General features: G+C 40.9%; 21 protein-coding genes and 1 tRNA gene. 18 read left to right on the forward strand and 4 right to left on the reverse strand.

The genetic code is table 11. From position 1 onward, the window contains the following. The first annotated feature begins 366 nt into the window (after positions 1 to 366). From lepA to HHA43_RS06520, 9 genes are read left to right on the forward strand one after another with little or no spacing between them, the layout of a single operon-like run. Positions 367 to 2184: a translation elongation factor 4 gene (gene lepA / locus HHA43_RS06480; protein WP_168525699.1), complete on the forward strand. Its 1818-nt coding sequence runs from the start codon at positions 367 to 369 to the stop codon at positions 2182 to 2184. A 21-nt stretch (positions 2185 to 2205) separates the two neighbouring features. Then, a complete protein-coding gene (gene lepB / locus HHA43_RS06485; RefSeq protein ID WP_168542116.1) occupies positions 2206 to 3033 on the forward strand; it encodes a signal peptidase I in 828 nt (275 codons plus the stop codon). A 24-nt stretch (positions 3034 to 3057) separates the two neighbouring features. Continuing rightward, entirely contained in the window at positions 3058 to 3429 is a 372-nt protein-coding gene (locus HHA43_RS06490) for a DUF4845 domain-containing protein (RefSeq protein ID WP_168418158.1), read from the forward strand. After that, positions 3401 to 4102, forward strand: coding sequence for a ribonuclease III (gene rnc / locus HHA43_RS06495; protein WP_168418159.1), 702 nt, complete (start codon positions 3401 to 3403; stop codon positions 4100 to 4102). Before HHA43_RS06490 ends, rnc begins: the two co-directional genes overlap by 29 nt. Next, entirely contained in the window at positions 4099 to 5127 is a 1029-nt protein-coding gene (era, locus tag HHA43_RS06500) for a GTPase Era (RefSeq protein ID WP_168418160.1), read from the forward strand. The genes rnc and era overlap by 4 nt, the downstream gene beginning before the upstream one ends. Before the next feature lie 22 nt (positions 5128 to 5149). Further along, positions 5150 to 5350, forward strand: a complete 201-nt coding sequence (locus HHA43_RS06505; RefSeq protein WP_168418161.1) for an NF038104 family lipoprotein — start codon at positions 5150 to 5152, stop codon at positions 5348 to 5350. A gap of 8 nt (positions 5351 to 5358) precedes the next feature. Further along, positions 5359 to 6072, forward strand: a complete 714-nt coding sequence (gene recO / locus HHA43_RS06510) for a DNA repair protein RecO (protein WP_323126716.1) — start codon at positions 5359 to 5361, stop codon at positions 6070 to 6072. A gap of 11 nt (positions 6073 to 6083) precedes the next feature. After that, the gene (gene pdxJ, locus HHA43_RS06515; protein ID WP_168542170.1) at positions 6084 to 6809 is read left to right on the forward strand and encodes a pyridoxine 5'-phosphate synthase; all 726 of its coding nucleotides are present in this window, start codon (positions 6084 to 6086) and stop codon (positions 6807 to 6809) included. A gap of 45 nt (positions 6810 to 6854) precedes the next feature. Continuing rightward, positions 6855 to 7508: a tRNA-(ms[2]io[6]A)-hydroxylase gene (locus tag HHA43_RS06520; RefSeq protein WP_168542120.1), complete on the forward strand. Its 654-nt coding sequence runs from the start codon at positions 6855 to 6857 to the stop codon at positions 7506 to 7508. A 220-nt stretch (positions 7509 to 7728) separates the two neighbouring features. On the opposite strand, the gene HHA43_RS06525 is transcribed toward HHA43_RS06520, so the two are convergent. Further along, a tRNA-Asn gene (locus tag HHA43_RS06525) sits at positions 7729 to 7804 on the reverse strand. A gap of 250 nt (positions 7805 to 8054) precedes the next feature. Between HHA43_RS06525 and HHA43_RS06530 the strand changes: the two genes are divergently transcribed. Together HHA43_RS06530 and HHA43_RS06535 are read left to right on the forward strand one after the other, a co-directional pair. Next, on the forward strand, positions 8055 to 8513 hold the full coding sequence (locus tag HHA43_RS06530) for a hypothetical protein (RefSeq protein ID WP_168542122.1): 459 nt from the start codon (positions 8055 to 8057) through the stop codon (positions 8511 to 8513). A 164-nt stretch (positions 8514 to 8677) separates the two neighbouring features. After that, positions 8678 to 9505, forward strand: coding sequence for a DMT family transporter (locus tag HHA43_RS06535; protein WP_168542124.1), 828 nt, complete (start codon positions 8678 to 8680; stop codon positions 9503 to 9505). A 120-nt stretch (positions 9506 to 9625) separates the two neighbouring features. Here the strand turns inward: HHA43_RS06535 and HHA43_RS06540 are convergent, their stop codons facing one another. Then, positions 9626 to 10861 (reverse strand): pyridoxal phosphate-dependent aminotransferase, encoded by a 1236-nt coding sequence (locus tag HHA43_RS06540; protein WP_168460084.1) that lies wholly within the window; start codon positions 10859 to 10861, stop codon positions 9626 to 9628. A gap of 218 nt (positions 10862 to 11079) precedes the next feature. Between HHA43_RS06540 and HHA43_RS06545 the strand changes: the two genes are divergently transcribed. Next, positions 11080 to 11259 (forward strand): hypothetical protein, encoded by a 180-nt coding sequence (locus HHA43_RS06545; RefSeq protein ID WP_168460083.1) that lies wholly within the window; start codon positions 11080 to 11082, stop codon positions 11257 to 11259. Between the two features lie 57 nt (positions 11260 to 11316). Here HHA43_RS06545 and HHA43_RS06550 read toward each other — a convergent pair whose 3' ends face one another. Beyond that, on the reverse strand, positions 11317 to 12105 hold the full coding sequence (locus HHA43_RS06550; protein WP_168460082.1) for a hypothetical protein: 789 nt from the start codon (positions 12103 to 12105) through the stop codon (positions 11317 to 11319). A 233-nt stretch (positions 12106 to 12338) separates the two neighbouring features. Between HHA43_RS06550 and uvrB the strand changes: the two genes are divergently transcribed. The 5 genes from uvrB to HHA43_RS06575 all read left to right on the forward strand — a co-directional run bounded on the left by uvrB (position 12339) and on the right by HHA43_RS06575 (position 18683). After that, positions 12339 to 14366, forward strand: coding sequence for an excinuclease ABC subunit UvrB (gene uvrB, locus HHA43_RS06555; protein ID WP_168418168.1), 2028 nt, complete (start codon positions 12339 to 12341; stop codon positions 14364 to 14366). 165 nt (positions 14367 to 14531) lie between these two features. After that, on the forward strand, positions 14532 to 15140 hold the full coding sequence (locus HHA43_RS06560) for a lipocalin family protein (RefSeq protein WP_168525707.1): 609 nt from the start codon (positions 14532 to 14534) through the stop codon (positions 15138 to 15140). 261 nt (positions 15141 to 15401) lie between these two features. Further along, entirely contained in the window at positions 15402 to 16325 is a 924-nt protein-coding gene (gene rarD / locus HHA43_RS06565; protein WP_019837675.1) for an EamA family transporter RarD, read from the forward strand. 348 nt (positions 16326 to 16673) lie between these two features. Then, entirely contained in the window at positions 16674 to 18131 is a 1458-nt protein-coding gene (locus HHA43_RS06570; protein WP_168418170.1) for a glyceraldehyde-3-phosphate dehydrogenase, read from the forward strand. A 198-nt stretch (positions 18132 to 18329) separates the two neighbouring features. Beyond that, positions 18330 to 18683, forward strand: coding sequence for a winged helix-turn-helix transcriptional regulator (locus tag HHA43_RS06575; protein ID WP_168418171.1), 354 nt, complete (start codon positions 18330 to 18332; stop codon positions 18681 to 18683). Here HHA43_RS06575 and HHA43_RS06580 read toward each other — a convergent pair whose 3' ends face one another. Next, complete coding sequence (locus tag HHA43_RS06580) at positions 18684 to 19871, reverse strand: MFS transporter (protein WP_168542126.1); 1188 nt, start codon at positions 19869 to 19871, stop codon at positions 18684 to 18686. Between the two features lie 217 nt (positions 19872 to 20088). Here HHA43_RS06580 and cgtA point away from each other — a divergent pair, with 217 nt between their 5' ends. Continuing rightward, the gene (gene cgtA, locus HHA43_RS06585; protein WP_168418173.1) at positions 20089 to 21303 is read left to right on the forward strand and encodes an Obg family GTPase CgtA; all 1215 of its coding nucleotides are present in this window, start codon (positions 20089 to 20091) and stop codon (positions 21301 to 21303) included. Positions 21304 to 21329: the final 26 nt, after the last annotated feature.

The raw sequence follows: 21329 nt of genomic DNA on the forward strand, positions 1-21329 counted from the left end.
AAGTCGGAACTGACCGACTCAGGCTCTAGTTACACGTTTGGCAACAAGACATTAACAGAGTGCGAATTAGTCCTTGAGTATGTTTGACTACATTTTAAGGAGCAGATAAGTTAGGCACTAAATGTGCTCTAGTTGGTCGTTACAACACGTTATAGGTCGAGGTCTTTAAGATTCATAAAGTATTTAAATCTGCACATAAAATGCCGAAGTCTGTTGTATAAAATAAAAAACTAAATGGCAGCAAAAGGAACTCATTATTATGGATACATTGAAAAATCCATCTGCTATAATCCTTCGCAATTTCTATTCGGCTTTTGCTCTGCATGAATTTTAAGGTGCAGGGCGTGTTATTTTTTAAGGTAACCCATGGCGCAAGCTAAAAAATCTGTTGATATTAAAAACATCCGTAACTTTTCGATCATTGCGCACATCGATCATGGTAAATCGACTCTGGCAGATCGTTTCATTCAAACCTGTGGCGGTCTACAAGATCGTGAGATGCAAGCGCAGGTGTTGGATTCTATGGAGCTTGAGCGTGAGCGTGGGATTACCATTAAAGCCACATCAGTGACTTTATACTATAACCATCCAAATGGTCAGGAATACCAGTTAAACTTCATTGATACCCCAGGACACGTCGACTTTTCTTATGAAGTATCACGTTCTTTAGCCGCTTGTGAAGGTGCACTATTGGTGGTTGATGCTGCTCAAGGTGTAGAAGCACAGTCGGTTGCAAACTGCTATACCGCAATTGAGCAAGGCTTAGAAGTTTTACCTGTACTCAATAAAATTGATTTACCGCAGGCAGAGCCTGAGCGTGTGATTCATGAAATTGAAGAAATTATTGGTATTGAAGCACAAGAAGCACCAACTTGTTCTGCAAAAACAGGTTTAGGCATCGACAATGTTTTAGAAACTTTGGTGAATGTAATTCCTGCGCCACAAGGTGACCGCGAAGCACCGCTACAAGCCTTAATTATTGACTCATGGTTTGATAACTACTTGGGCGTTGTGTCTTTGGTGCGTATCAAGCAAGGTCGTGTGCGTAAAGGTGACAAGATGTTGATGAAATCGACAGGTCAAACACACATCATCACATCTGTGGGTATTTTTAATCCAAAACATACTGAAACAGGTGTTTTAGAAGCAGGTGAAGTGGGCTTCGTAATTGCAGGGATTAAAGACATTTTTGGTGCGCCAGTGGGTGATACCATCACGCTTGCAACCACACCAGAAGTTGAAACATTACCAGGCTTTAAAAAGGTGAAACCGCAGGTCTATGCAGGTTTATTCCCGATTGATGCCAGCGATTTTGAACCTTTCCGTGAGGCATTGCACAAGCTACAAATTAACGACTCAGCATTGTTCTTTGAACCAGAAAGTTCCGATGCCTTAGGTTTTGGTTTCCGTTGTGGCTTCTTGGGTATGCTACACATGGAAATCGTACAAGAGCGTTTAGAGCGTGAGTACGACTTAGACCTCATTTCATCTGCACCGACTGTAATTTATGAAGCGGTAATGAAAAATGGCGAAACGGTTTATATAGACAGCCCATCAAAAATGCCTGATGGTTCAACAGTTGAAGATTTACGTGAACCCATTGCCGAATGTCATATTTTAGTGCCACAGGAATACTTAGGTAACGTCATGACCTTATGTATTGAGCGTCGTGGTGTGCAAAAAGATATGAAATTCTTGGGTAACCAAGTGTCTGTTACTTTTGAAATTCCAATGGCAGAAGTGGTGATGGACTTCTTTGATAAATTGAAGTCATGTTCACGTGGTTTTGCATCTTTAGATTATAACTTTGTCCGTTTTGAAAGTTCATCACTGGTTAAGGTGGATGTACTGATTAATGGTGAAAAGGTAGATGCTTTGGCGATGATTTGTCACCGTCAAGATGCACGTCACCGTGGCATTGCCTTGGTTGAAAAAATGAAAGACTTGATTCCACGTCAAATGTTTGATGTGGCTATTCAGGCTGCGATTGGCGCACAGATCATTGCACGTTCAACTGTAAAAGCAATGCGTAAAAACGTACTTGCGAAATGTTATGGTGGTGACGTTTCACGTAAGAAGAAACTACTTGCCAAACAGAAAGAAGGTAAGAAGCGTATGAAGCAAGTGGGAAGTGTTGAAATTCCACAAGAAGCATTCTTGGCAGTATTAAAAGTCGATCGCTAAAATTATAAGGATAACAAGCCCATGGATTTTGATTTTAATTTGATTCTCGTTCCTGCCACGCTGTTTTTTATTGCAGTGTGGTTGTTGGATAAATTTGTATTTAAGCAAAGAGCCAACAAAGGCCGAGGCAATGAAAACTTCATAATTACATGGGCCTATGACTTCTGGCCTGTTTTGGCGGTAGTGATGGTACTACGTTCATTCTTATATGAGCCATTCAATATTCCGTCTGACTCGATGGTGCCAACCTTGGAAACAGGCGATTTTATTTTGGTGAATAAGTTTGAATATGGTGTGCGCTTGCCAATCATCAACAGTAAAATTATTGATGTGGGTTCACCAGAACGTGGCGAGGTAGCAGTTTTCCGTTATCCACCACAACCAAGTATCAGCTACATTAAGCGTATTGTAGGTCTACCGGGCGATCATATTGTCTATGATCATGGTCAGCTGAGTATTAATGGTGAAAAAGTGAGTAAAACACCAATTCAGTTTAGCCGGGACAAAGACAGTTTAGATACACCAGCTTCGATTTACCATCAGGAAGCTTTGGGTGAGCACACTTTTACTATGCGTGAGCTAGAAGGGGTGAATGTGGCACGTCAGGCGCCATTCCTGAACTATGTAGACAATGGTAAATATTCAGCAGAAAATGGTTTATATTGGGAAGTCAAAGTTCCAGAAGGTCATTACTTCACGATGGGGGATAACCGCGATCAAAGTGCTGACAGTCGTTTTTGGGGCTTTGTACCAGAGGAAAACCTAACAGGTCGTGCATTTTATGTTTGGATGCATAAAGAGTCTGGGTTTAATTTGCCGTCATTTAGTCGTAACGGCAAAATTGATTAATACAACAGATTAGGAAAATAAAAAATGCGTCATCAACAAGGAGCATCTTATATTGCAATTTTAATTGCAATTATTGGTTTTGCATTTATGGCAAAAGTCGCAATTGCAGTTTGGGGGCCATATTTCGATGATCGAATGTTGGATAACCAAATTGAAGAACAGTTATTGAACGGGCCAAAAAACCTTTCACCACAAAAATTTATTGGTGAAATGGATAAGCGTTTAAGTATGAATAACATCCGTGATATGAAGTTTGCAGATGTTGCTCAAGTCACGAATGTTGATGGTCTGCAAGTGAAAAAAGAATATGAAATAAGAAAACCGTTCTTATTGAATATTGATATTGTAATGAAATTCGAGAAAAGTTTTGATCAAAGCTCAGTCCAAGCTAAATGAGACCCGCCTAGCCAGCCGCATTGGTTATCAGTTTAAGCAAACTGAATTGCTTAAACTGGCTTTAACCCACCGCTCGGTTAGCCATAAACACAATTACGAACGCCTGGAATTTCTAGGCGATTCATTATTGGGCATGATTATCGCCAATTATTTATATGAGGCCTATCCTCACGAAAATGAGGGGCGTTTAACTCGTATGCGGGCAACCTTGGTACGCCAAGAAGCCTTGGGTAAAATCGCCAATGATTTAAAACTGAGTCAGAATTTAATTCTCAGTACTGGTGAATTGAAATCTGGCGGTCATCATCGTGAGTCTATACTGGCAGATACCGTAGAGGCGATTATTGGCGCTATTTATGTCGATAGTAGCGATTTAAATTTGCTGCAATCTATTGTGCTAAAATGGTATAGCCCGTATTTAGATCACATTGAGCCAACCGATCAACTCAAAGATCCAAAATCCCGCTTACAAGAGTATTTACAAGCACGTAAAAAACCTCTCCCGGTTTACGAGGTTGTAGATATTCAGGGTGATGCACCGAATCAGCATTTTATTGTGGAATGCCGAGTCGATAGTTTACCTGTAATGAAGGGTGAAGGTTCAAGCCGTCGCTTTGCCGAGCAGGCAGTAGCGGCAGATATTTTAAAATTCTTGGAGCAAAAGTCTGAATGACCATCCATTCCGATCACGTAGATGCTGATCACGAGTCGAATAACGACGCCAATGACTTAATCAACCAGTTCTTTAGCGGTCAGGGAACTGAAATTCCATCTGATTTCCGCAGTGGTTTTGTTGCAATTGTTGGTCGCCCGAATGTGGGTAAATCTACCCTCATGAATCACTTATTGGGGCAAAAACTTTCAATTACTTCACGTAAGCCACAAACCACTCGCCATAAAATTGTGGGTATTGATACCCGTGAAAAATCTCAGGCTGTGTTTGTAGATACACCTGGGATGCACAAAAAAGAAGTACGTGCCATCAACAAAATGATGAACCGTGCTGCATCTTCTGCTTTGCGCGATGTAAATTTAGTTCTGTTTGTGGTGGATGCACAAAAGTGGACTCAAAATGATGAACTGGTTTTGGAAAAACTGAAAAATGCAGAAATGCCAGTGATTCTAGTCATCAACAAACTTGATACTTTTGAAAATAAAAATCAGGCATTGCCGATTATTCAGGAACGTGCCAAGTTAATGAACTTTGCCGAAATTGTACCTGTATCGGCACTGCGTGGCGCGAACCTAGATCATTTGCGTGACACGATTGAGCGCTATTTGCCGTTCCAACCACCGCTGTATTCTTTGGATCAAATCACAGACCGTTCTGAGCGCTTCTTGGCGTCTGAAATTATTCGTGAAAAGATCATGCGTCAATTGGGTGAAGAACTGCCTTACGATTTAACTGTACAAATCGAATCATTTAAAACAGAAGATGCTGTTTTGAATGAAAAAACAGGTCGTATGAAAGCGCCATGTACTTATATTGATGCCACTATTTTTGTAGATCGCCCAGGTCAAAAAGCCATTGTGATTGGTGAAAAAGGTGCGAAACTGAAAAAAATTGGTATGGATGCACGAGTCGATATGGAAAAAATGTTCGAGCAAAAAATCATGCTGACGCTTTGGGTGAAAGTCAAAGGCGGTTGGTCTGACGATGAGCGTGCATTAAAAAGCTTAGGATATAGCGATATCTAAGTTTGAATAAAAGGGAACTGTAATGATGAAAGTGTTAGCAATTGTGGCATGTATGTTTGTCTTGCAAGGTTGTATTCATAAAGTTGTGACAGTTCCCGTTAAAGTTGCCTATAAAACCACGAAAGGTGTGGTCAAAGGCACTGCTGCTGTTGTCGGTGCTGTCATTCCAGATGGTGATGACGAGGAAGAATCTCAGCCAGAAAAAGCCAAAGAACAGGATTAATTGACGCAATTATGCGCAATGAAATCTTGCATGGTTATCTCATCCATCATCGTAAATACCGTGAACGAAGCCATATTGTGCATTTGTTTACCCGTGAACATGGGCGGGTCGATGGTATTTTAAGACAAATGCCACCACCGCAATATCAACCGATTCGTATTCAGGCATCGGGAAAATCAGAGCTTAAAAACTTCACTAAACTGGAAATTGTCAATCAGCCTGTTTTTTTCTTTGGTGATGCATTTTTTTCAGGTTTTTATTTAAATGAAATTGTGTTGCGACTCTGTTCTGTCGAAGTCGAAATGCCTGAAACTTTTGTGCAATACCATCAGACCTTAGCGTATTTGCAGCACTTATCTAGCCAAGAAAATCCAAATCAGTTTTTAAGACAGATTTTGCGTCAGTTTGAACATGCTTTATTGGAAGAATTAGGTTATGCCATCGATTTCTCGGTCGATGCCAATCAGGAAGCAATTCAACCTAATCTGCATTATCATTTTCAGCTCAATGATGGTTTTATTCCCACCGCTCAAGCTTCACGGTCAAATTTACTCGGTGCGCAGATTCTGAGTATGTGTGACTATGAAAAGGGTAGGGATTTTAACCTAGAGCAGTTACAATTACTGTCTAGGCTGTATCGGCAAATGATTAGTTCACTGTTGGGTGATCGACCTTTAAAAAGTCGCCAATTGTGGATTCAGAATTCTCAAACTCAAGCGTAATGTAGGAATCTATTATGGCTTTACTTGGTGTCAATATTGACCATGTAGCAACTTTAAGACAAGCGCGTGGCACGAACTATCCAGACCCTGTAAAGGCCGCGTTGATTTGTGAACAAGCGGGTGCAGAGGGGATTACTTTGCATTTGCGTGAAGATCGTCGTCATATTCAGGATGATGATGTACGTCGTATGCGTCCATTGCTAAAAACCCGTATGAATTTGGAAATGGCCGTGACTGAAGAAATGATCGCATTTGCCAAAGAAATTCGTCCTCAGCATGTGTGTTTGGTACCTGAACGTCGTGAAGAAGTGACCACTGAAGGCGGTCTAGATGTGGTGGGGAATTTTGAAGCTGTCAAGGCAGCGACGCAAGAATTAACAGCAATGGGTTGTGACGTTTCATTGTTTATTGATGCTGATATTGCGCAAATTGATGCGGCAGTGGCATGTGGTGCACCGACCATTGAAATTCATACAGGTGCCTATGCCAATGCAGCAAGTGAAGCCACACAACAGGCTGAGTTAACTCGCATTGTGCAAGGTGTTGAATATGCAGCCAGTCGTGGTTTGGTGATTAATGCAGGACATGGTCTTAATTTAGAAAATGTAGGCCCAATTGCTACGATCCCGCACATCCATGAGTTAAATATTGGTCATGCTTTAATTGGTGATGCAGTATTTGTCGGTTTGGAACAAGCCGTAAAACGCATGAAAGCCGCAATTGATGCAGCGCGTTAATTTGAATCTGTATATTTAAGATTGAAAGATAAAATTTGAAAAGTTATGTCTAGCATAAATTATGATGAATTGATGCAGCCTGTAATTGCATTTTTAGGCTGTGAAACACCTAAAGAATGGTTGAACGAAGCATTAAAAAATTTAGATATTTTGATGCAGGATCATGCTAACTGTGAAAAGAAAGCAGCGGGTACAGCCATGAACCTGATGTTCCGTTACAGCTTTTTTACCGATTTACAGGTCAAATTGGCGCAATTGGTACGTGAAGAAATGCTGCACTATGAACAAGTATTGGAGTTCATGGCAAAGCGTGGGCAGGCGTGGCAGGGTTTAAGTGCGGGGCGTTATGCGGGGGGGTTACGTAAAGAAATCCGAACCTATGAGCCTGAAGCATTAATTGATGTACTGGTGATTGGTGCATTTGTAGAAGCGCGTTCATGTGAGCGTTTTTATGCGCTTGCTCCTTTGGTTGATGAAGAATTAGGTAAGTATTATCGTTATTTGCTTAAATCTGAATCACGCCATTATGAAGATTATTTGGCACTGGCGTTGGATGTGGCTAAAACAGCAAAACTGAAAAACCCAGAAGAAGATATTCAGGGGCGAATTCAGCATATACGTGAAGTGGAAAAGAACTTAATTCTCAGTCCAGATGATCTGTTCCGTTTTCATAGTGGTGTGCCTGCACAAGCTGTTTAAACTGTATAGATAACTTTGTCTTGTCCTGAAATAGATTGACAGTATTCCACTTCAAACCGAGTTAAGCAATTAGCTCGGTTTCGCTTTTTATATTTTGAGGCTTATAGACGTGTTGATAAATGCAGTTATCTCTCAAGCTTTGGGGCTTTAAAAAGAAGTCCAGCCAATAAATTTCAGGCAATAAAAAGCCCAAGTCATCATGCTTGGGCTTTTTAGAATTTGGCTCTCCCACCTGGGCTCGAACCAGGGACCTGCGGATTAACAGTCCGTCGCTCTACCGACTGAGCTATGGGAGAATCTGCATGCGATTATAAGCAGATTTAAGCAAGGGTCAAGCAAAAACTGTCATGTTCCTTTCATTTTTATTTTATATGCTTTTTATTTGAGCAAAAAAATAATATTTTCCAAAAAATGCCTGACAAAACTTGCATCATGAAAAAACGATTGTTAGTCTGAATGGCATAACAAAGTGTTTAAGTGCAAACTTAAACAGTGTGGATTTAACCCAACTTGCCAGCACTAAAATGGCTAAATAGGAGTAAGCGCATGAATACGCTTAGCATTTCTGATATTTTTTCAAATTTTTCTTATTATCAAGAACATTATCTTTCTATTCTTTCTAACCCTGAACAGTACGCAACACCTGTTCAAGGTGCTTATATTCAAGTCTGGCCTTTGACGCATCAAGATTTGTATTTGGGTGATTTATTGCAATTGTGGTTCAGTGAAAAATGGCTGATTCAATCGCCTTGTCAGTTATTGTCAGACCATCCCGACAACGGCACGAAAAAACCATTGCAACGTGACCATGACCTATATTTATATCAATTGGCAGGCAGTGCGCTTTCAGGCAGTAACCGTTCACGGGTGTGGTCGCTGTCTGAGCAAAAAATCTTACGTGTCGAGTTAAACTCTGCTTTTCGCTATTTATGCGAATTTAAAGGTACATCTCGACCTGAAGTTTCAAAATCTGAACTGATTACCGCATTAAAAAAGGGTGTTTAACTTTGTATAGATAAACACATTAGTGCGTTCAATTTTGCCAATTCAATCATTGAAATTGAGTTGGCAGTTTTGAAATTCTTTTTACTACGAACTGCAGATAGTAGTAATTGAAAACTAAACATACGATAAAATCATGTAGTGCAGCTTGATAAGGATATTCAGCCGTGTGGTTTAAAATAAGTATTGCCATGTTGGCTTTTGCTGCAAACTCTGTGCTTTGTCGCTTGGCTTTGGCAGAGCAGCAAATTGATCCTATGAGTTTTAGTCTGCTGCGTGTGGGCAGTGGGGCAGTCGCTTTAGGCTTGTTGTATGTCCTTTTTCAGGTACAACATCCTTTACAATTCCAATGGAAATCTGCGCTGAGTCTGACTATTTATATTCTCGGTTTTTCTTTGGCCTATTTGTATATCGATGCAGGTGTAGGTGCATTGCTGCTGTTTGGTGCGGTGCAAATCACTATGATTAGTTATGCCGTTTGGCAGGGTGAACGCATGACTTGGCCACGCTGGACGGGGTTAGGCTGTGCCTTGTTGGGTATGTGTTTATTATTACTGCCTGAAGCTGATGCACCGACGTTTAAATATGCACTGATGATGCTTGTTGCAGGTATTGCATGGGGTTTTTATAGCATCTTGGCCAAGAATATGCAGCATGCTTTGACTGCTACCTTGTCCAATTTCCTTTTTGGACTACCGTTAGTGGCTATGTTGTTTCTGTGGCACTTACCAGACAGTTTTATTAGTTTGAATGGTGTAGTTTTAGCTGTGCTGTCAGGCGCGCTTGCATCAGGTGGGGCCTATGTGCTGTGGTACAGCATTGTTAAAAAAATAGATGGTATTACTGCCAGTACCGTGCAACTTTCTGTGCCCAGTTTGGCGATTCTAGGTGGGGTAATTTTTCTGGGTGAGCAATTAACGTGGTTGATGCTATTTGCCAGTTTGATTGTACTCTGCGGCATTTTGATGGTGATTTTAGCCAAACCGCGTGTATAAAAGTATTCTCTTTCTGGGGCTATATATGCCATGCGTTTAAAAATGATCGTCGCAAAATGAAATTAGAAATAAAAAACCCACGATTCAATCGTGGGTTTTGTTCATCTAAACAAGTTTAGATTATTGTGCAGCTTTTTCAGCTTCGATAGAAGCAATCGCTGCATCTACGCCTTCAATTGATTCAGCAGCTTTTTTGATGCGTGCAAGCGCATCTACAAGCACTTCGTCTGCAGTTGCATAAGAAATACGCATGAAACCGCCTAAACCGAACGCATCACCTGGAACAACAGCAACACCAGTTTCTTCCAATAACCATGCAGAAAATTCTGTGCAAGATTTTAAGCCTTTTGCACGAATTAATGGTTTGATGTTTGCGTATGCATAGAATGCGCCATCTGCAGGTAGGCAAGAAATACCTTTGATGTCATTCAAGCCATTTACCACAAGGTCGTGACGGCGTTTGAATGCTTCAACCATTGGCTCAAGTACGTCTTGTGGGCCATTCAACGCAGCTTCTGCAGCAACTTGTGAAATAGAAGTTGGGTTAGAAGTAGATTGTGATTGGATTTTTTTCATTGCACCAATCAATTTAGCAGGACCCGCTGCATAGCCGATACGCCAGCCAGTCATTGCATAGGCTTTAGACACACCGTTTAATACGATTGTGCGGTCATAAAGGTCTGGTGCAACAGTCGCAATGTTGTAGAACTCATCTTCCCAACGGATTGGCTCATACATATCGTCAGAAGCAATAAATACTTCAGGATATTTACGTAATACTGCAGCCAAAGCTTCTAATTCTGCTTTGGTATAGATCATACCTGTAGGGTTAGATGGGCTGTTCAACACCACTAAACGAGTTTTGTCTGTGATTGCTGCTTCTAATTGTTCAGGTGTGATTTTGAAACGTTGTTCTTCACCACATTTCACAATCACTGGCACGCCTTCAGCAATGATCACCATGTCTGGATAGCTTACCCAGAATGGAGCAGGGATGATGACTTCATCACCTTTGTTTAACAAAGCTAAAGCCAAGTTAAAGAATGATTGTTTACCGCCACAAGACACCAAAATTTGGTTAGCTTGGTAGTCAAGATTATTGTCACGTTTTAATTTTGCGATAATCGCTTTTTTAAGACCTGGCGTACCGTCAACAGCGGTATATTTTGTAAAACCGTTATTAATTGCGGCAATTGCAGCATCTTTGATGTGTTGTGGTGTATCGAAATCCGGCTCACCTGCACCTAAACCAATCACGTTATGACCCGCAGCTTTAAGTTCAGCAGCTTTGTTGGTTACAGCAAGTGTTGGGGACGGTTTGATGGCATTGACACGATCAGAGAGACGTACGTCCACGGCATATTCCTTCTTATAGGGATAAAAAAATAAAAAGCATATTATCTTAGCCTAAATTCGATGGCTACGTCGTTTAAAATTGCATCAAATTAATAAAAAATCACCAAATTAGACCAATTTCTTATAAAAACTGGCTCAAATTGAAAGTGATGTGGAAGTTTCTCGCATCATGCGGCAAAAAACTTTAAAATAAGCCAAATTTTATTAGAGTGATGGTCATGAGTAAGCAGCAGCCTACTTCAAAAAAACCATTGGTGAATCTCCCATTCCCAATGCCGAACAAAGCACAAGATAATGATGAAGCAGTGCATAATTCGGTGCGTCCTAAACCTGAGCAATATGCCGATAAAACGTGGCCACCACCACGTGGAACCCGTCGTTCTATGGGTAAGCGCTAAAAAAATGCCACATTGTTGTGGCATTTTTTTATGGTCTTAAAATTTTAAATTATCAGATTAACGTACATGTTTACGGGCTTTGTTGGCAGGCTTCGGTGGTGCAATTTCACGTACGCCATGCCAAACATCGCTAAAGTCTTGCTCATTGATATTATACAGCTCCAATAAGGCTAAAATGGCGGCACCAAATAGCATAGGCCCTTCAGAATTGCTCTGGAATTCAAATACCTTACCATTTAAGTTGTGCAAAATATCCTGAATTTCAAAGACCCGATCACGACCATTGCTGTCGGTTGGGTACATTTGTGTATTCAGTATAATTTTGGCTAAGGCTTTTTCATTTTCACTCAAAGCCAAGACTTCAATTAATTCATCGGTGGCAGGGGTGAAAATCACAGAATCACGGTAAATGGTATGTAACAGTTTTTGTGTCAGTCTAGGTAGTGCTTTTTCAACAAAAGGACGAAATGACGCAGGGAAAATCACATTGTGCGCAATGCCTTTAAACATAGGAGCAATTTCTTCAACGGTATAACCTGCAATACCACAGCCAATTGAAGTTAAAAAATACTTCATTTTAGGATGATTTTTGGCATAGGTTTTAAAGTCATCTACATAGTGCTGAATCTGTGAAAGGGGCATTTGTTGTAAATGTTCATTCATGGTAGGAATGGCAAAACTTTGTCCTGCCCAACCGCGTCCCACACCATCTACTGCACCAAAAAATTCTTTGGCAGTTCGTGCTGCACCACCCGCATGTTGTCCTGCCATGTTACTGCCAAATACGAAAACAGTATCTTCAGGGAGGCTTTTGATAATTGATTCGTCGTGATATTGGTAAGTCATGAGTGTGCTTTTATGGTTGTCGTCCTGAAATTTCATGTTGCCTTTGAATAGCCTATGGGTCAAGCCTTAAAGCAGCGCTTAGCGCTAAATTAGTCGTAGCACATCTCAGAGCGGAAACAGCAATTGGAGCTTTGCATGCAGATGCGCAACATCCTACCTACATATTCGGCTGCCCCGACAGCAGGCAATTCTGCTAAAATGTCAGGTTCGCATCAAACAAAAGAGCTGCATTTGTGAGTGATAAGCAACCTTTCGATTTAGTCACCAACTATCAACCTGCGGGTGACCAACCACAAGCCATTGAAAAATTGGTTCAAGGGATAGAACAGGGCTATCACGATCAGCTATTACTGGGGGTGACTGGTTCAGGTAAGACCTATACCATGGCCAATGTGATTGCCAGAACACAGCGTCCAACCATTGTGATGGCACATAACAAAACCTTGGCGGCGCAGTTGTATGGCGAATTTAAAGCATTTTTCCCGAACAATGCGGTTGAATATTTTGTCAGTTATTATGACTATTATCAGCCTGAAGCCTATGTGCCATCTTCAGATACTTTTATTGAAAAAGATTCCGCGATTAACGATCACATTGACCAAATGCGACTCTCTGCGACACGTGCATTATTAGAACGTCGTGATGCGATTATTGTGGCGTCTGTTTCTGCTATTTATGGTTTGGGCGATCCGAATGCCTATATGAGTATGTTACTGCATGTGGTGCAGGGAGATCGGGTGAATCGGGATGATTTGATTCGTCGTTTGGTCGAAATGCAATACACGCGCAATGAGCTGGAGTTTTTGCGTGGTACTTACCGTATTCGGGGTGAAATTTTAGATATTTTCCCAGCTGAATCTGATCAGCATGCTATTCGCATAGAATTGTTTGATGATGAAGTTGATTCGATTCGCTGGTTTGATCCACTCACAGGCAAATTGGTACGCAAAGTACCACGGGTGACGATATATCCTAAAAGTCACTATGTAACGCCTAAAGATAATTTGGAACGCGCGATTGGTACCATTAAAGAAGAGTTGAAAGAGCGTTTGGTGTTTTTCCGTGAACACGACAAATTGCTGGAAGCGCAGCGTATAGAACAGCGTACCCGTTATGATTTAGAGATGATGCAACAATTGGGTTATACCAATGGCATTGAAAACTATTCACGACATTTGTCTGGCCGTCCCGCAGGCGAAGCTCCACCAACTTTGTTTGATTATGTACCTGATGATGCTTTGCTAATTATTGATGAGTCACACGTGACTGTGCCGCAAATAGGCGCAATGTATAAAGGTGACCGCTCCCGTAAAGAAAACTTGGTGAATTATGGTTTCCGTTTGCCAAGTGCGTTGGACAACCGTCCCATGAAATTTGAAGAATGGGAGCGCATCGTGCCATCCACAATTTATGTGAGTGCCACACCTGCACAATATGAATTGGAAAAATCACAGCAAATTGTAGAGCAAGTGGTGCGTCCAACAGGGTTGATTGACCCTGAAATAGAAATTCGTCCTGTGCTGACGCAAGTGGATGATGTGCTTTCAGAAATTAATATACGCAAAGAACTGAATGAGCGGGTGTTGGTCACGACTTTAACCAAACGCATGGCTGAAGATTTAACCTCATATTTAAAAGAATACGGTATTCAAGTGGCTTATTTACACTCAGATATTGATACCGTGGAGCGGGTTAAAATTATTCACGAATTGCGTACAGGTGTGCATGATGTACTGGTTGGCATTAACTTGTTGCGTGAAGGTCTGGATATGCCAGAAGTCTCTTTAGTGGCTATTTTAGATGCCGATAAAGAAGGTTTTTTACGCTCGGAACGTTCATTGATTCAAACTATTGGACGTGCAGCACGTAACTTAAAAGGCAAAGCAATTTTATATGCAGACCGCATTACGGACTCTATGCAAAAAGCCATAGATGAAACAGACCGTCGTCGTGCTAAACAGATTGAATTTAATACCTTACACGGTATTACACCTCGCAGTGCCGTGCGTCAGGTCATTAAAGAAATTGATACGGGCGAAGTGCTGAATGATGAACAGGTCGATGAAAAAATCAATGCACAAACCCGTGCTTTGAGTGCCGATGAACAGCATATTTTGGCCGATCCTAAACTGTATGCAAAACACATTGCTAAGCTTGAAAAAGAGATGCTAAAAGCCTCTAAAGAATTGCAATTTGAACAGGCGGCACGTTTAAGAGATGAAATTCTGCGTTTAAAAGCACAAATGCTGCAATCGGGCTAAATCTTCAGCTTTACCTTATTATTGTAAATGCTTTATGCGTCCAACTACGTGCATGTAAATTTGAGTTTCAATATTTACATATCCATACAGTAAATTGAAAAGCTTGCGGTTATTTTGAAGAAGATAAATGAAATTGACTTTAAAATTAGAGCTTAGAGGTATTGTATGACTGCTAAAAAACTCCCGTTTGCAGGTGCACGACTCGCCAAAATTGCCCTAGGTGGAGCGGTACTAATAGGTTTAGGTGCAGCCACTTTGGCCTATTCCAAAACCAATGAGCCGATGAAAACGGTTGAAAAAGTTGAGTTAGATAAGTATTTGGGCGTTTGGTATGAAGTGGCGAGAAAACCTCTCTATTTTCAGAATAAATGTGCTTCCAATGTAACCGCAGCCTATACCTTAAATGAAAATGGCAATGTGCAGGTCGATAACCGTTGTACTGGAAAAGATGGCAAACAAATGCGCGCATTGGGTGAAGCTTTTGTGCAAAATGCGCCTTTTAACAGCAAACTTAAAGTCAGCTTTTTACCTGAAGTTGTACGCTGGTTACCTGTAGGACGCGGTGATTATTGGGTATTAAAACTTGATGAAGATTACCAAACGGTATTGGTAGGTGAGCCACGCCGTAAATATTTATGGGTACTGTCGCGCACCGCGCAGCCCGATCAGGCTGTGGTTACGGAATATCTGAATTATGCTAAATCATTGGGCTATGATTTGGGGGATGTGATTTATACCCAACATACACCAAAGAAAAAGTCAGCTGAAGAATAAAGTGAAATAGAAGAGCTAAGCCATAGCTAAAAGCATGATAACCTGCTCAGTTAAATAGCGAGCTTAATAATTTAAAGATGGATGGACCACGCACAGACTGCGTGGTTTTTTATGTGTGAAAAAAATCTTAGATTTGAACATGCAGTAAAATAATTCTATTAAAAATGTAGAAAAATGATGCACTTCTTTGCAAAATTTTAAGCAGTCAATATGCTGTCATTACAATATCGGTATAATGCACACTTGGGCAGGAGTGGGTAGATGTATAAAGGCGTAGCATTATCGGTTTTGGCATCGGTCACTTTTGGACTGTTGTACTTTTATACCCAACTCTTAAAGCCTTTAGACAGCGAAGAAACGTTTGCGTGGCGTATGTTGGCAACCTTGCCATTCCTGACCGTATTTATGTGGTGGTCGGGAGATTTTAAGCATATTTTCGCTATTTTTTCACGCATTAAACAACAACCACTTTTACTGTTGTGGTTGCTTGCCAGTTCTTTTTTATGCACCACGCAATTATGGCTATTTCTATGGGGACCTATTAACGGGCGAGGTCTACAAGTATCTCTCGGGTATTTCTTATTACCCTTGGTGATGGTCTTGGTCGGTTGCGTGCTCTATAAAGAAAAATTATCAACTTGGCAAATGGCAGCAGTTGCCTTGGCGGTGTTGGGTGTCAGTCACGAAATTTGGCGGATTGGCAGTGTGGCGTGGGAAACCTTATATGTCGCTTTTGCCTATCCTTTATATTTCTTTTTACGTCGTGTCTTTCAAACCGATCACTTGGGTGGTTTTTGGTGGGATTTGCTGCTCGTGATTCCTATTTCGCTGTATTTGGCCTTTGTCTATAGTGACAGTTTGCAAGTCATTGCAAATTTTACCCATTTAATTTGGGCGGTATTGGGACTGGGTTTTTTAAGTGCATTAGGGCTGGGTAGTTATATTTTGGCCAGTCGTTATTTGCCTTTTGTGATTTTTGGCTTATTGAGTTATTTAGAACCTGTGCTGTTGGCTTTTGCCTCAATGTTATTGGGTGAGCGAATAGAAGCAGGGGAATGGCTGACCTATATTCCAATTTGGTTGGCGGTGGCGTTGCTGGTAATGGAAGGTTGTTTGCATTTAAGAAAGCAAAAACAGAATCAGCAAGATTTACAGCAGAAGATAGAGCAGCAATCAGAGCGATAAATATCTTAAAAATCTATTGGCATACTTCTGTAGAAATACAAAGAAGATGGTTTAAAGGTTTGCCGATACATCTTAGTTTGAAAAAATGATCTTTTTTGAATTTAAGGTATAGAAAAAGCAGATGAAGCTTAAATATACCTGCCAAGTTTTTGGCCTGAAAAATTGAACATTGAATGAAAAAAGTAAAATCACAAAAATAATTACAACTATTTTATGAATTTATAGTGAATATATAAGAAAATAGTCGGGTCAATGCCAGCTTTTGATTCAATCTTGACGACAATTCCATTACAATTATCGGGTTTTGAAATTCATGCCTAGATATACAATTAATTAGAGGACGTATCTGTGAGCAAAGAGACTATCATCGCCCTACACGCAGAGCACCAAGGTCGCTGGAAAAACCGTGAAGAAATCGCGGAACGTATGATTGCTTTACTCGGTCAGTTGTACCGTGAAAAAAATATCATGGTTTCAGTATTTGGTCGTTCTTTAGTTAACCGTTCTGTGATCCAAATTTTGAAAGCACACCGTCGTACTCGTATGATGGATGTAGAACTTTCAGTTGTTCACACATTCCCAATTCTTGAAGCTTTAACCAAAGTAGAGAACATTGGTTCAGCAGAAGTTGACTTGGGTAAACTTGCTGTTGAATATAAAGAAAAAGGCGGCGATGTAGATGCATTTGTTGCAGACGCTGTGAAATCTTTAGCAGGTAACCCAACAACAGTAGAAAGCAAAGATGTTGTTCTTTACGGTTTTGGTCGTATCGGTCGTATTCTTGCACGTTTAATCATTGGTCAATCAGGTCTTGGTCGTGGCTTAAACCTTAAAGCTATTGTGGTACGTAAATCATCTGACGGTGATTTAGAAAAACGTGCATCTTTGCTACGTCGTGACTCTATTCACGGTCCGTTTGCAGGCACTATTTCTGTAGATGAAGAAAATGAAGCCATTATCGCAAATGGTAACTTCATCAAAGTGATCTATGCATCTAACCCATCTGAAGTAGATTACACAGCTTACGGCATCAACAATGCTTTAGTCATTGACAACACAGGTAAATGGCGTGATGCAGAAGGTCTTGCTCAACACCTTCAATGCCCAGGTGCTGCACGCGTAATTTTAACTGCACCAGGTAAAGGCGACATGAAGAACGTGGTTTACGGCGTAAACCAAGCTGACATTCTTGATGAAGATACCATTATTTCTGCAGCAAGCTGTACAACGAATGCAATCACACCAACTTTAAAAGTGTTGCATGACAAATACACTGTTGTGAATGGTCACGTTGAAACTGTGCACTCATTTACCAATGACCAAAACTTGATTGATAACTACCACAAGGCAGATCGTCGTGGTCGTGCGGCAACTTTGAACATGGTTATTACTGAAACTGGTGCAGCAAAAGCAGTTGCGAAAGCATTGCCTGCATTGCAAGGTAAATTAACAGGTAACTCTGTACGTGTTCCAACGCCAAACGTATCACTTGCTATCTTGAACTTAACGCTTGAGAAAGAAGTAGATCGTGAAGAAGTGAACGAATATATTCGTCAAATTTCAATTCACTCTAACCTTCAAGGTCAGATTGGTTATACCAACTCGACTGAAGTGGTTTCAAGCGACTTCATTGGTTCACGTACTGCGGGTGTATTTGACGCGCAAGCAACCATTACTTCTGGCAACCGTTTAACTGCTTACGTTTGGTATGACAACGAAGTGGGTTATAGCTGTCAAGTATTACGTATCGCTGAGCAAATGGGCGGCGTAAGTTATCCAAAAATTCCTGCTGAAACAAATGCATAATTTGTAACATCAGAATTTGAAAAAGAGCCTTTTTAAGGCTCTTTTTTTATACATTTTTTCTATGCTTAAAGCGTATGATAGATATTTGAAGTTTTAGCAAAATAAGTTATTCTAAACTTACAAAAATAAAGTCTATGTTTAAAAGTAAGCTTGATTTTTAATTCAACTTTTAAGGTCAATCTACACAAGGATTAAGTTATGCAATATGCCAGCAGTCATGTACTCGGACAAGTCCTTGCCAAAGATTGTCCATCTCGTATTTTGTTAGAACACCTTGCCAATAAATGGTCGATGTTGGTGCTGCATTGTTTGAGTGAGGGTTTACATCGCTTTAGTGAGTTAAGACAGCGCATTGAAGGGGTGAGTGAAAAAATGTTGGCACAAACCCTGAAAATTTTAGAACAAGATGGTTTGATTTTACGCACTGTCTATCCAACCGTACCACCTAAAGTGGAGTATCAACTTACATTTGAAGGTTCACAAATTGCAGAAAAAGTTAATCAGTTGATTGATTATTTAGAAAAAAATATCAATCAGACTCTGTCAGAATAATTATCTTTCTTGCTGTCTAAAATCATAACGATCAATCAATAAAATACCTACGGCAAATATTAAAATACTCGCTACACAGCCCATCCAACCCCAGTGCTGCCATGCGTAGACCGCCGTCAGAGAACCAAGTGCTGCACCAGAAAAATAAATGGTCATATATACGGCATTAATACGTGAGCGTGCGGTGGCATCAATTCGATACACCAAGTTCTGATTCAGTACGTGAAATGCAGTGAGGCCAAAATAACTCATCAATACGCCCACTGCATAAGCCACAATATTCTGCTGCGCAAAAAAGAGTGGAATGCAAGAAAACAACATCAAACTGATACAGAGCATAGCGACAAAATTTTCATGTCCTTTGCCTACCGTTTTACCTGACCAGCTCGAAGAAAAAATGCCTATTACACCCAATAAGCCAAAAAGCCCGATTTGAAAATCACTAAAATGATAAGGTGGATTGGCCAAGACAAAAGTCATGGAAGTGAAAACTAAAGATAAAATGGCAAAGCCTAAAGCACCTGCGCAGGCTCTGCGAATTAAATGTGGCTGGGTGGTGGCCAATTGTATTAGAGAACGATAAATAGCTACCACGGTCAAATTTTTATTGGCAGTTGTAGAAGGTAGCTTTTTCCACATCAGCCCTGCAAACAGTAGGGTGATTATGCCGCTACTTAAATAAACACCTTCCCAAGACCAAAAGGTCGAAACAAAACCAGCAAAGGTGCGCGATAAAATAATACCCATCACCAAACCACTCATCAGTTTACCTACAATGGCAGCACTCGATTCGGGTGGACTAATGCTTGATGCAAAAGGAATTAAAACCTGTGCGGAAATCGCACCAAATGTGGCACATACCGTAAAGAAATACAGCATGGTTAAATTGCTGCTAAAGGACAGTAAAATTTGTGAGAGTGCTGCAAAGACCATCAAACTCACAATCAATTTTCTTTTATTGAGTAAATCGCCCAAAGGCACAAGTAACATTAATCCTAAACCATAGCCGATTTGTGCAAGTACTACTGCAAAACCTGCTTGGCTGGTGCTGATGCCTAAACTTTTTTCAATTGAATAAATCAGCGGTTGGTTAAAATAAGCAGAGCCTGCACATAAACCACATGCTGTTGCCATCAGTAAAATAAATTGAGGAGATAAAGCAGTTGTTGTGGTTGCAGAGTCAGACATAAATGCAAGTAAAACAAAAAGGGCGGATGCACTATAAGAATTTAACCTAAGAAGGAGAAATAAGAAAAAACGATCACATGATTGTTAAAATAAATCAGTGATTTTGACGTTCCTGATATAAAAAGCCTGAGTTGATACGATTGCATAAATATAATTCGAGAAATTTTCTAAAATATGGCAGAATATACGGCTTTTAAAGTTTTAGAGGATTGGCAAGATGCGCTTTGTTGATGAAGCAGTCATTACCGTAGAGGCTGGCGACGGTGGCAATGGCGTAGCCAGTTTTCGCCGAGAAAAATTCGTACCATTTGGTGGACCAGATGGTGGTGATGGTGGACGTGGCGGCAGTATTTATGTGCAAGCCGACGACAACGCAAGCACCCTTGTAGATTATCGTTATACCCGTAAATTTCGCGCTGAACGTGGTAAAAATGGTTCTGGCGCAAACTGTGCTGGTCGTGGCGGTGAATCTGTTGTATTGACAGTACCAGTGGGAACGACCATTGTAGATACCGACTCTGGCGACATCATTGCAGACTTAGTCGAAAGTGGTCAGAAAGTATTGGTTGCACAAGGTGGAGATGGTGGTTTAGGGAATACGCACTTTAAATCATCGACCAACCGTACCCCGCGTAAATTTACGCATGGTACCAAAGGCGAGTTCCGTGAAATTCGTCTGGAGTTGAAAGTACTTGCGGATGTTGGCTTATTGGGTATGCCAAATGCGGGTAAGTCAACGTTCATTCGTGCTGTTTCTGCGGCAAAACCAAAAGTAGCCGACTATCCATTTACCACCATGGTGCCAAATCTGGGTGTGGTGGATGCAGACCGTCATCGTTCTTTTGTGATGGCCGATATTCCGGGGCTAATTGAAGGTGCGGCTGAAGGTGCAGGTCTTGGTATTCGTTTCTTGAAACACTTGGCACGTACCCGTATTTTGCTACACATTGTTGATGTTCAGCCTATTGATGGCTCTGACCCAGCGTATAATGCCAAAGCAATTATGGAAGAATTGAAAAAATTCTCTCCAACTTTGGCTAAACTGCCAATGGTGTTGGTGTTAAATAAACTGGATCAAATTCCTGAAGATTCACGCGAAGAGTGGTGTAAACACATTCTGGAAGAATTGCAGTGGGACGGCCCTGTATTTAAAACTTCAGGCTTAATGTCTGAAGGTACTCAGCAAGTGGTTTATTACCTGATGGATCAAATTGAGCAACAACGCGAACGTGAAGTTGAAGATCCTGACTATGCTGCAGAAATGAAAGCATTCCGTGATCAGTTAGAAGCTGAAACACGTGAACAAACCATTGCCGCGAAAGAAGCGTATCGTGAGATGCGCCGTCAGCAACGTCTTGCAGGTATGTTGGGCGATGACGACGAAGACGATGATGGTGAAGATGGCGATGTAGAAGTGTACTACGTACGCTAAGCGCTACAAAAAGTGACTGAGGACAG

It is taken from the genome of Acinetobacter sp. A2, from assembly GCF_012371325.1.
Classification (GTDB): Bacteria; Pseudomonadota; Gammaproteobacteria; order Pseudomonadales; family Moraxellaceae; genus Acinetobacter.

Coding starts and splice junctions, on each gene's coding strand:
- HHA43_RS06545 (WP_168460083.1), top strand. CDS start 11,080: ATGAGTAAGCAGCAGCCTACTTCAAAAAAACCATTGGTGAATCTCCCA.
- HHA43_RS06580 (WP_168542126.1), bottom strand. CDS start 19,871: ATGTCTGACTCTGCAACCACAACAACTGCTTTATCTCCTCAATTTATT.
- HHA43_RS06575 (WP_168418171.1), top strand. CDS start 18,330: ATGCAATATGCCAGCAGTCATGTACTCGGACAAGTCCTTGCCAAAGAT.
- HHA43_RS06530 (WP_168542122.1), top strand. CDS start 8,055: ATGAATACGCTTAGCATTTCTGATATTTTTTCAAATTTTTCTTATTAT.
- HHA43_RS06490 (WP_168418158.1), top strand. CDS start 3,058: ATGCGTCATCAACAAGGAGCATCTTATATTGCAATTTTAATTGCAATT.
- HHA43_RS06560 (WP_168525707.1), top strand. CDS start 14,532: ATGACTGCTAAAAAACTCCCGTTTGCAGGTGCACGACTCGCCAAAATT.
- HHA43_RS06550 (WP_168460082.1), bottom strand. CDS start 12,105: ATGACTTACCAATATCACGACGAATCAATTATCAAAAGCCTCCCTGAA.
- era (WP_168418160.1), top strand. CDS start 4,099: ATGACCATCCATTCCGATCACGTAGATGCTGATCACGAGTCGAATAAC.
- lepA (WP_168525699.1), top strand. CDS start 367: ATGGCGCAAGCTAAAAAATCTGTTGATATTAAAAACATCCGTAACTTT.
- HHA43_RS06505 (WP_168418161.1), top strand. CDS start 5,150: ATGATGAAAGTGTTAGCAATTGTGGCATGTATGTTTGTCTTGCAAGGT.
- cgtA (WP_168418173.1), top strand. CDS start 20,089: ATGCGCTTTGTTGATGAAGCAGTCATTACCGTAGAGGCTGGCGACGGT.
- rarD (WP_019837675.1), top strand. CDS start 15,402: ATGTATAAAGGCGTAGCATTATCGGTTTTGGCATCGGTCACTTTTGGA.
- HHA43_RS06520 (WP_168542120.1), top strand. CDS start 6,855: ATGTCTAGCATAAATTATGATGAATTGATGCAGCCTGTAATTGCATTT.
- lepB (WP_168542116.1), top strand. CDS start 2,206: ATGGATTTTGATTTTAATTTGATTCTCGTTCCTGCCACGCTGTTTTTT.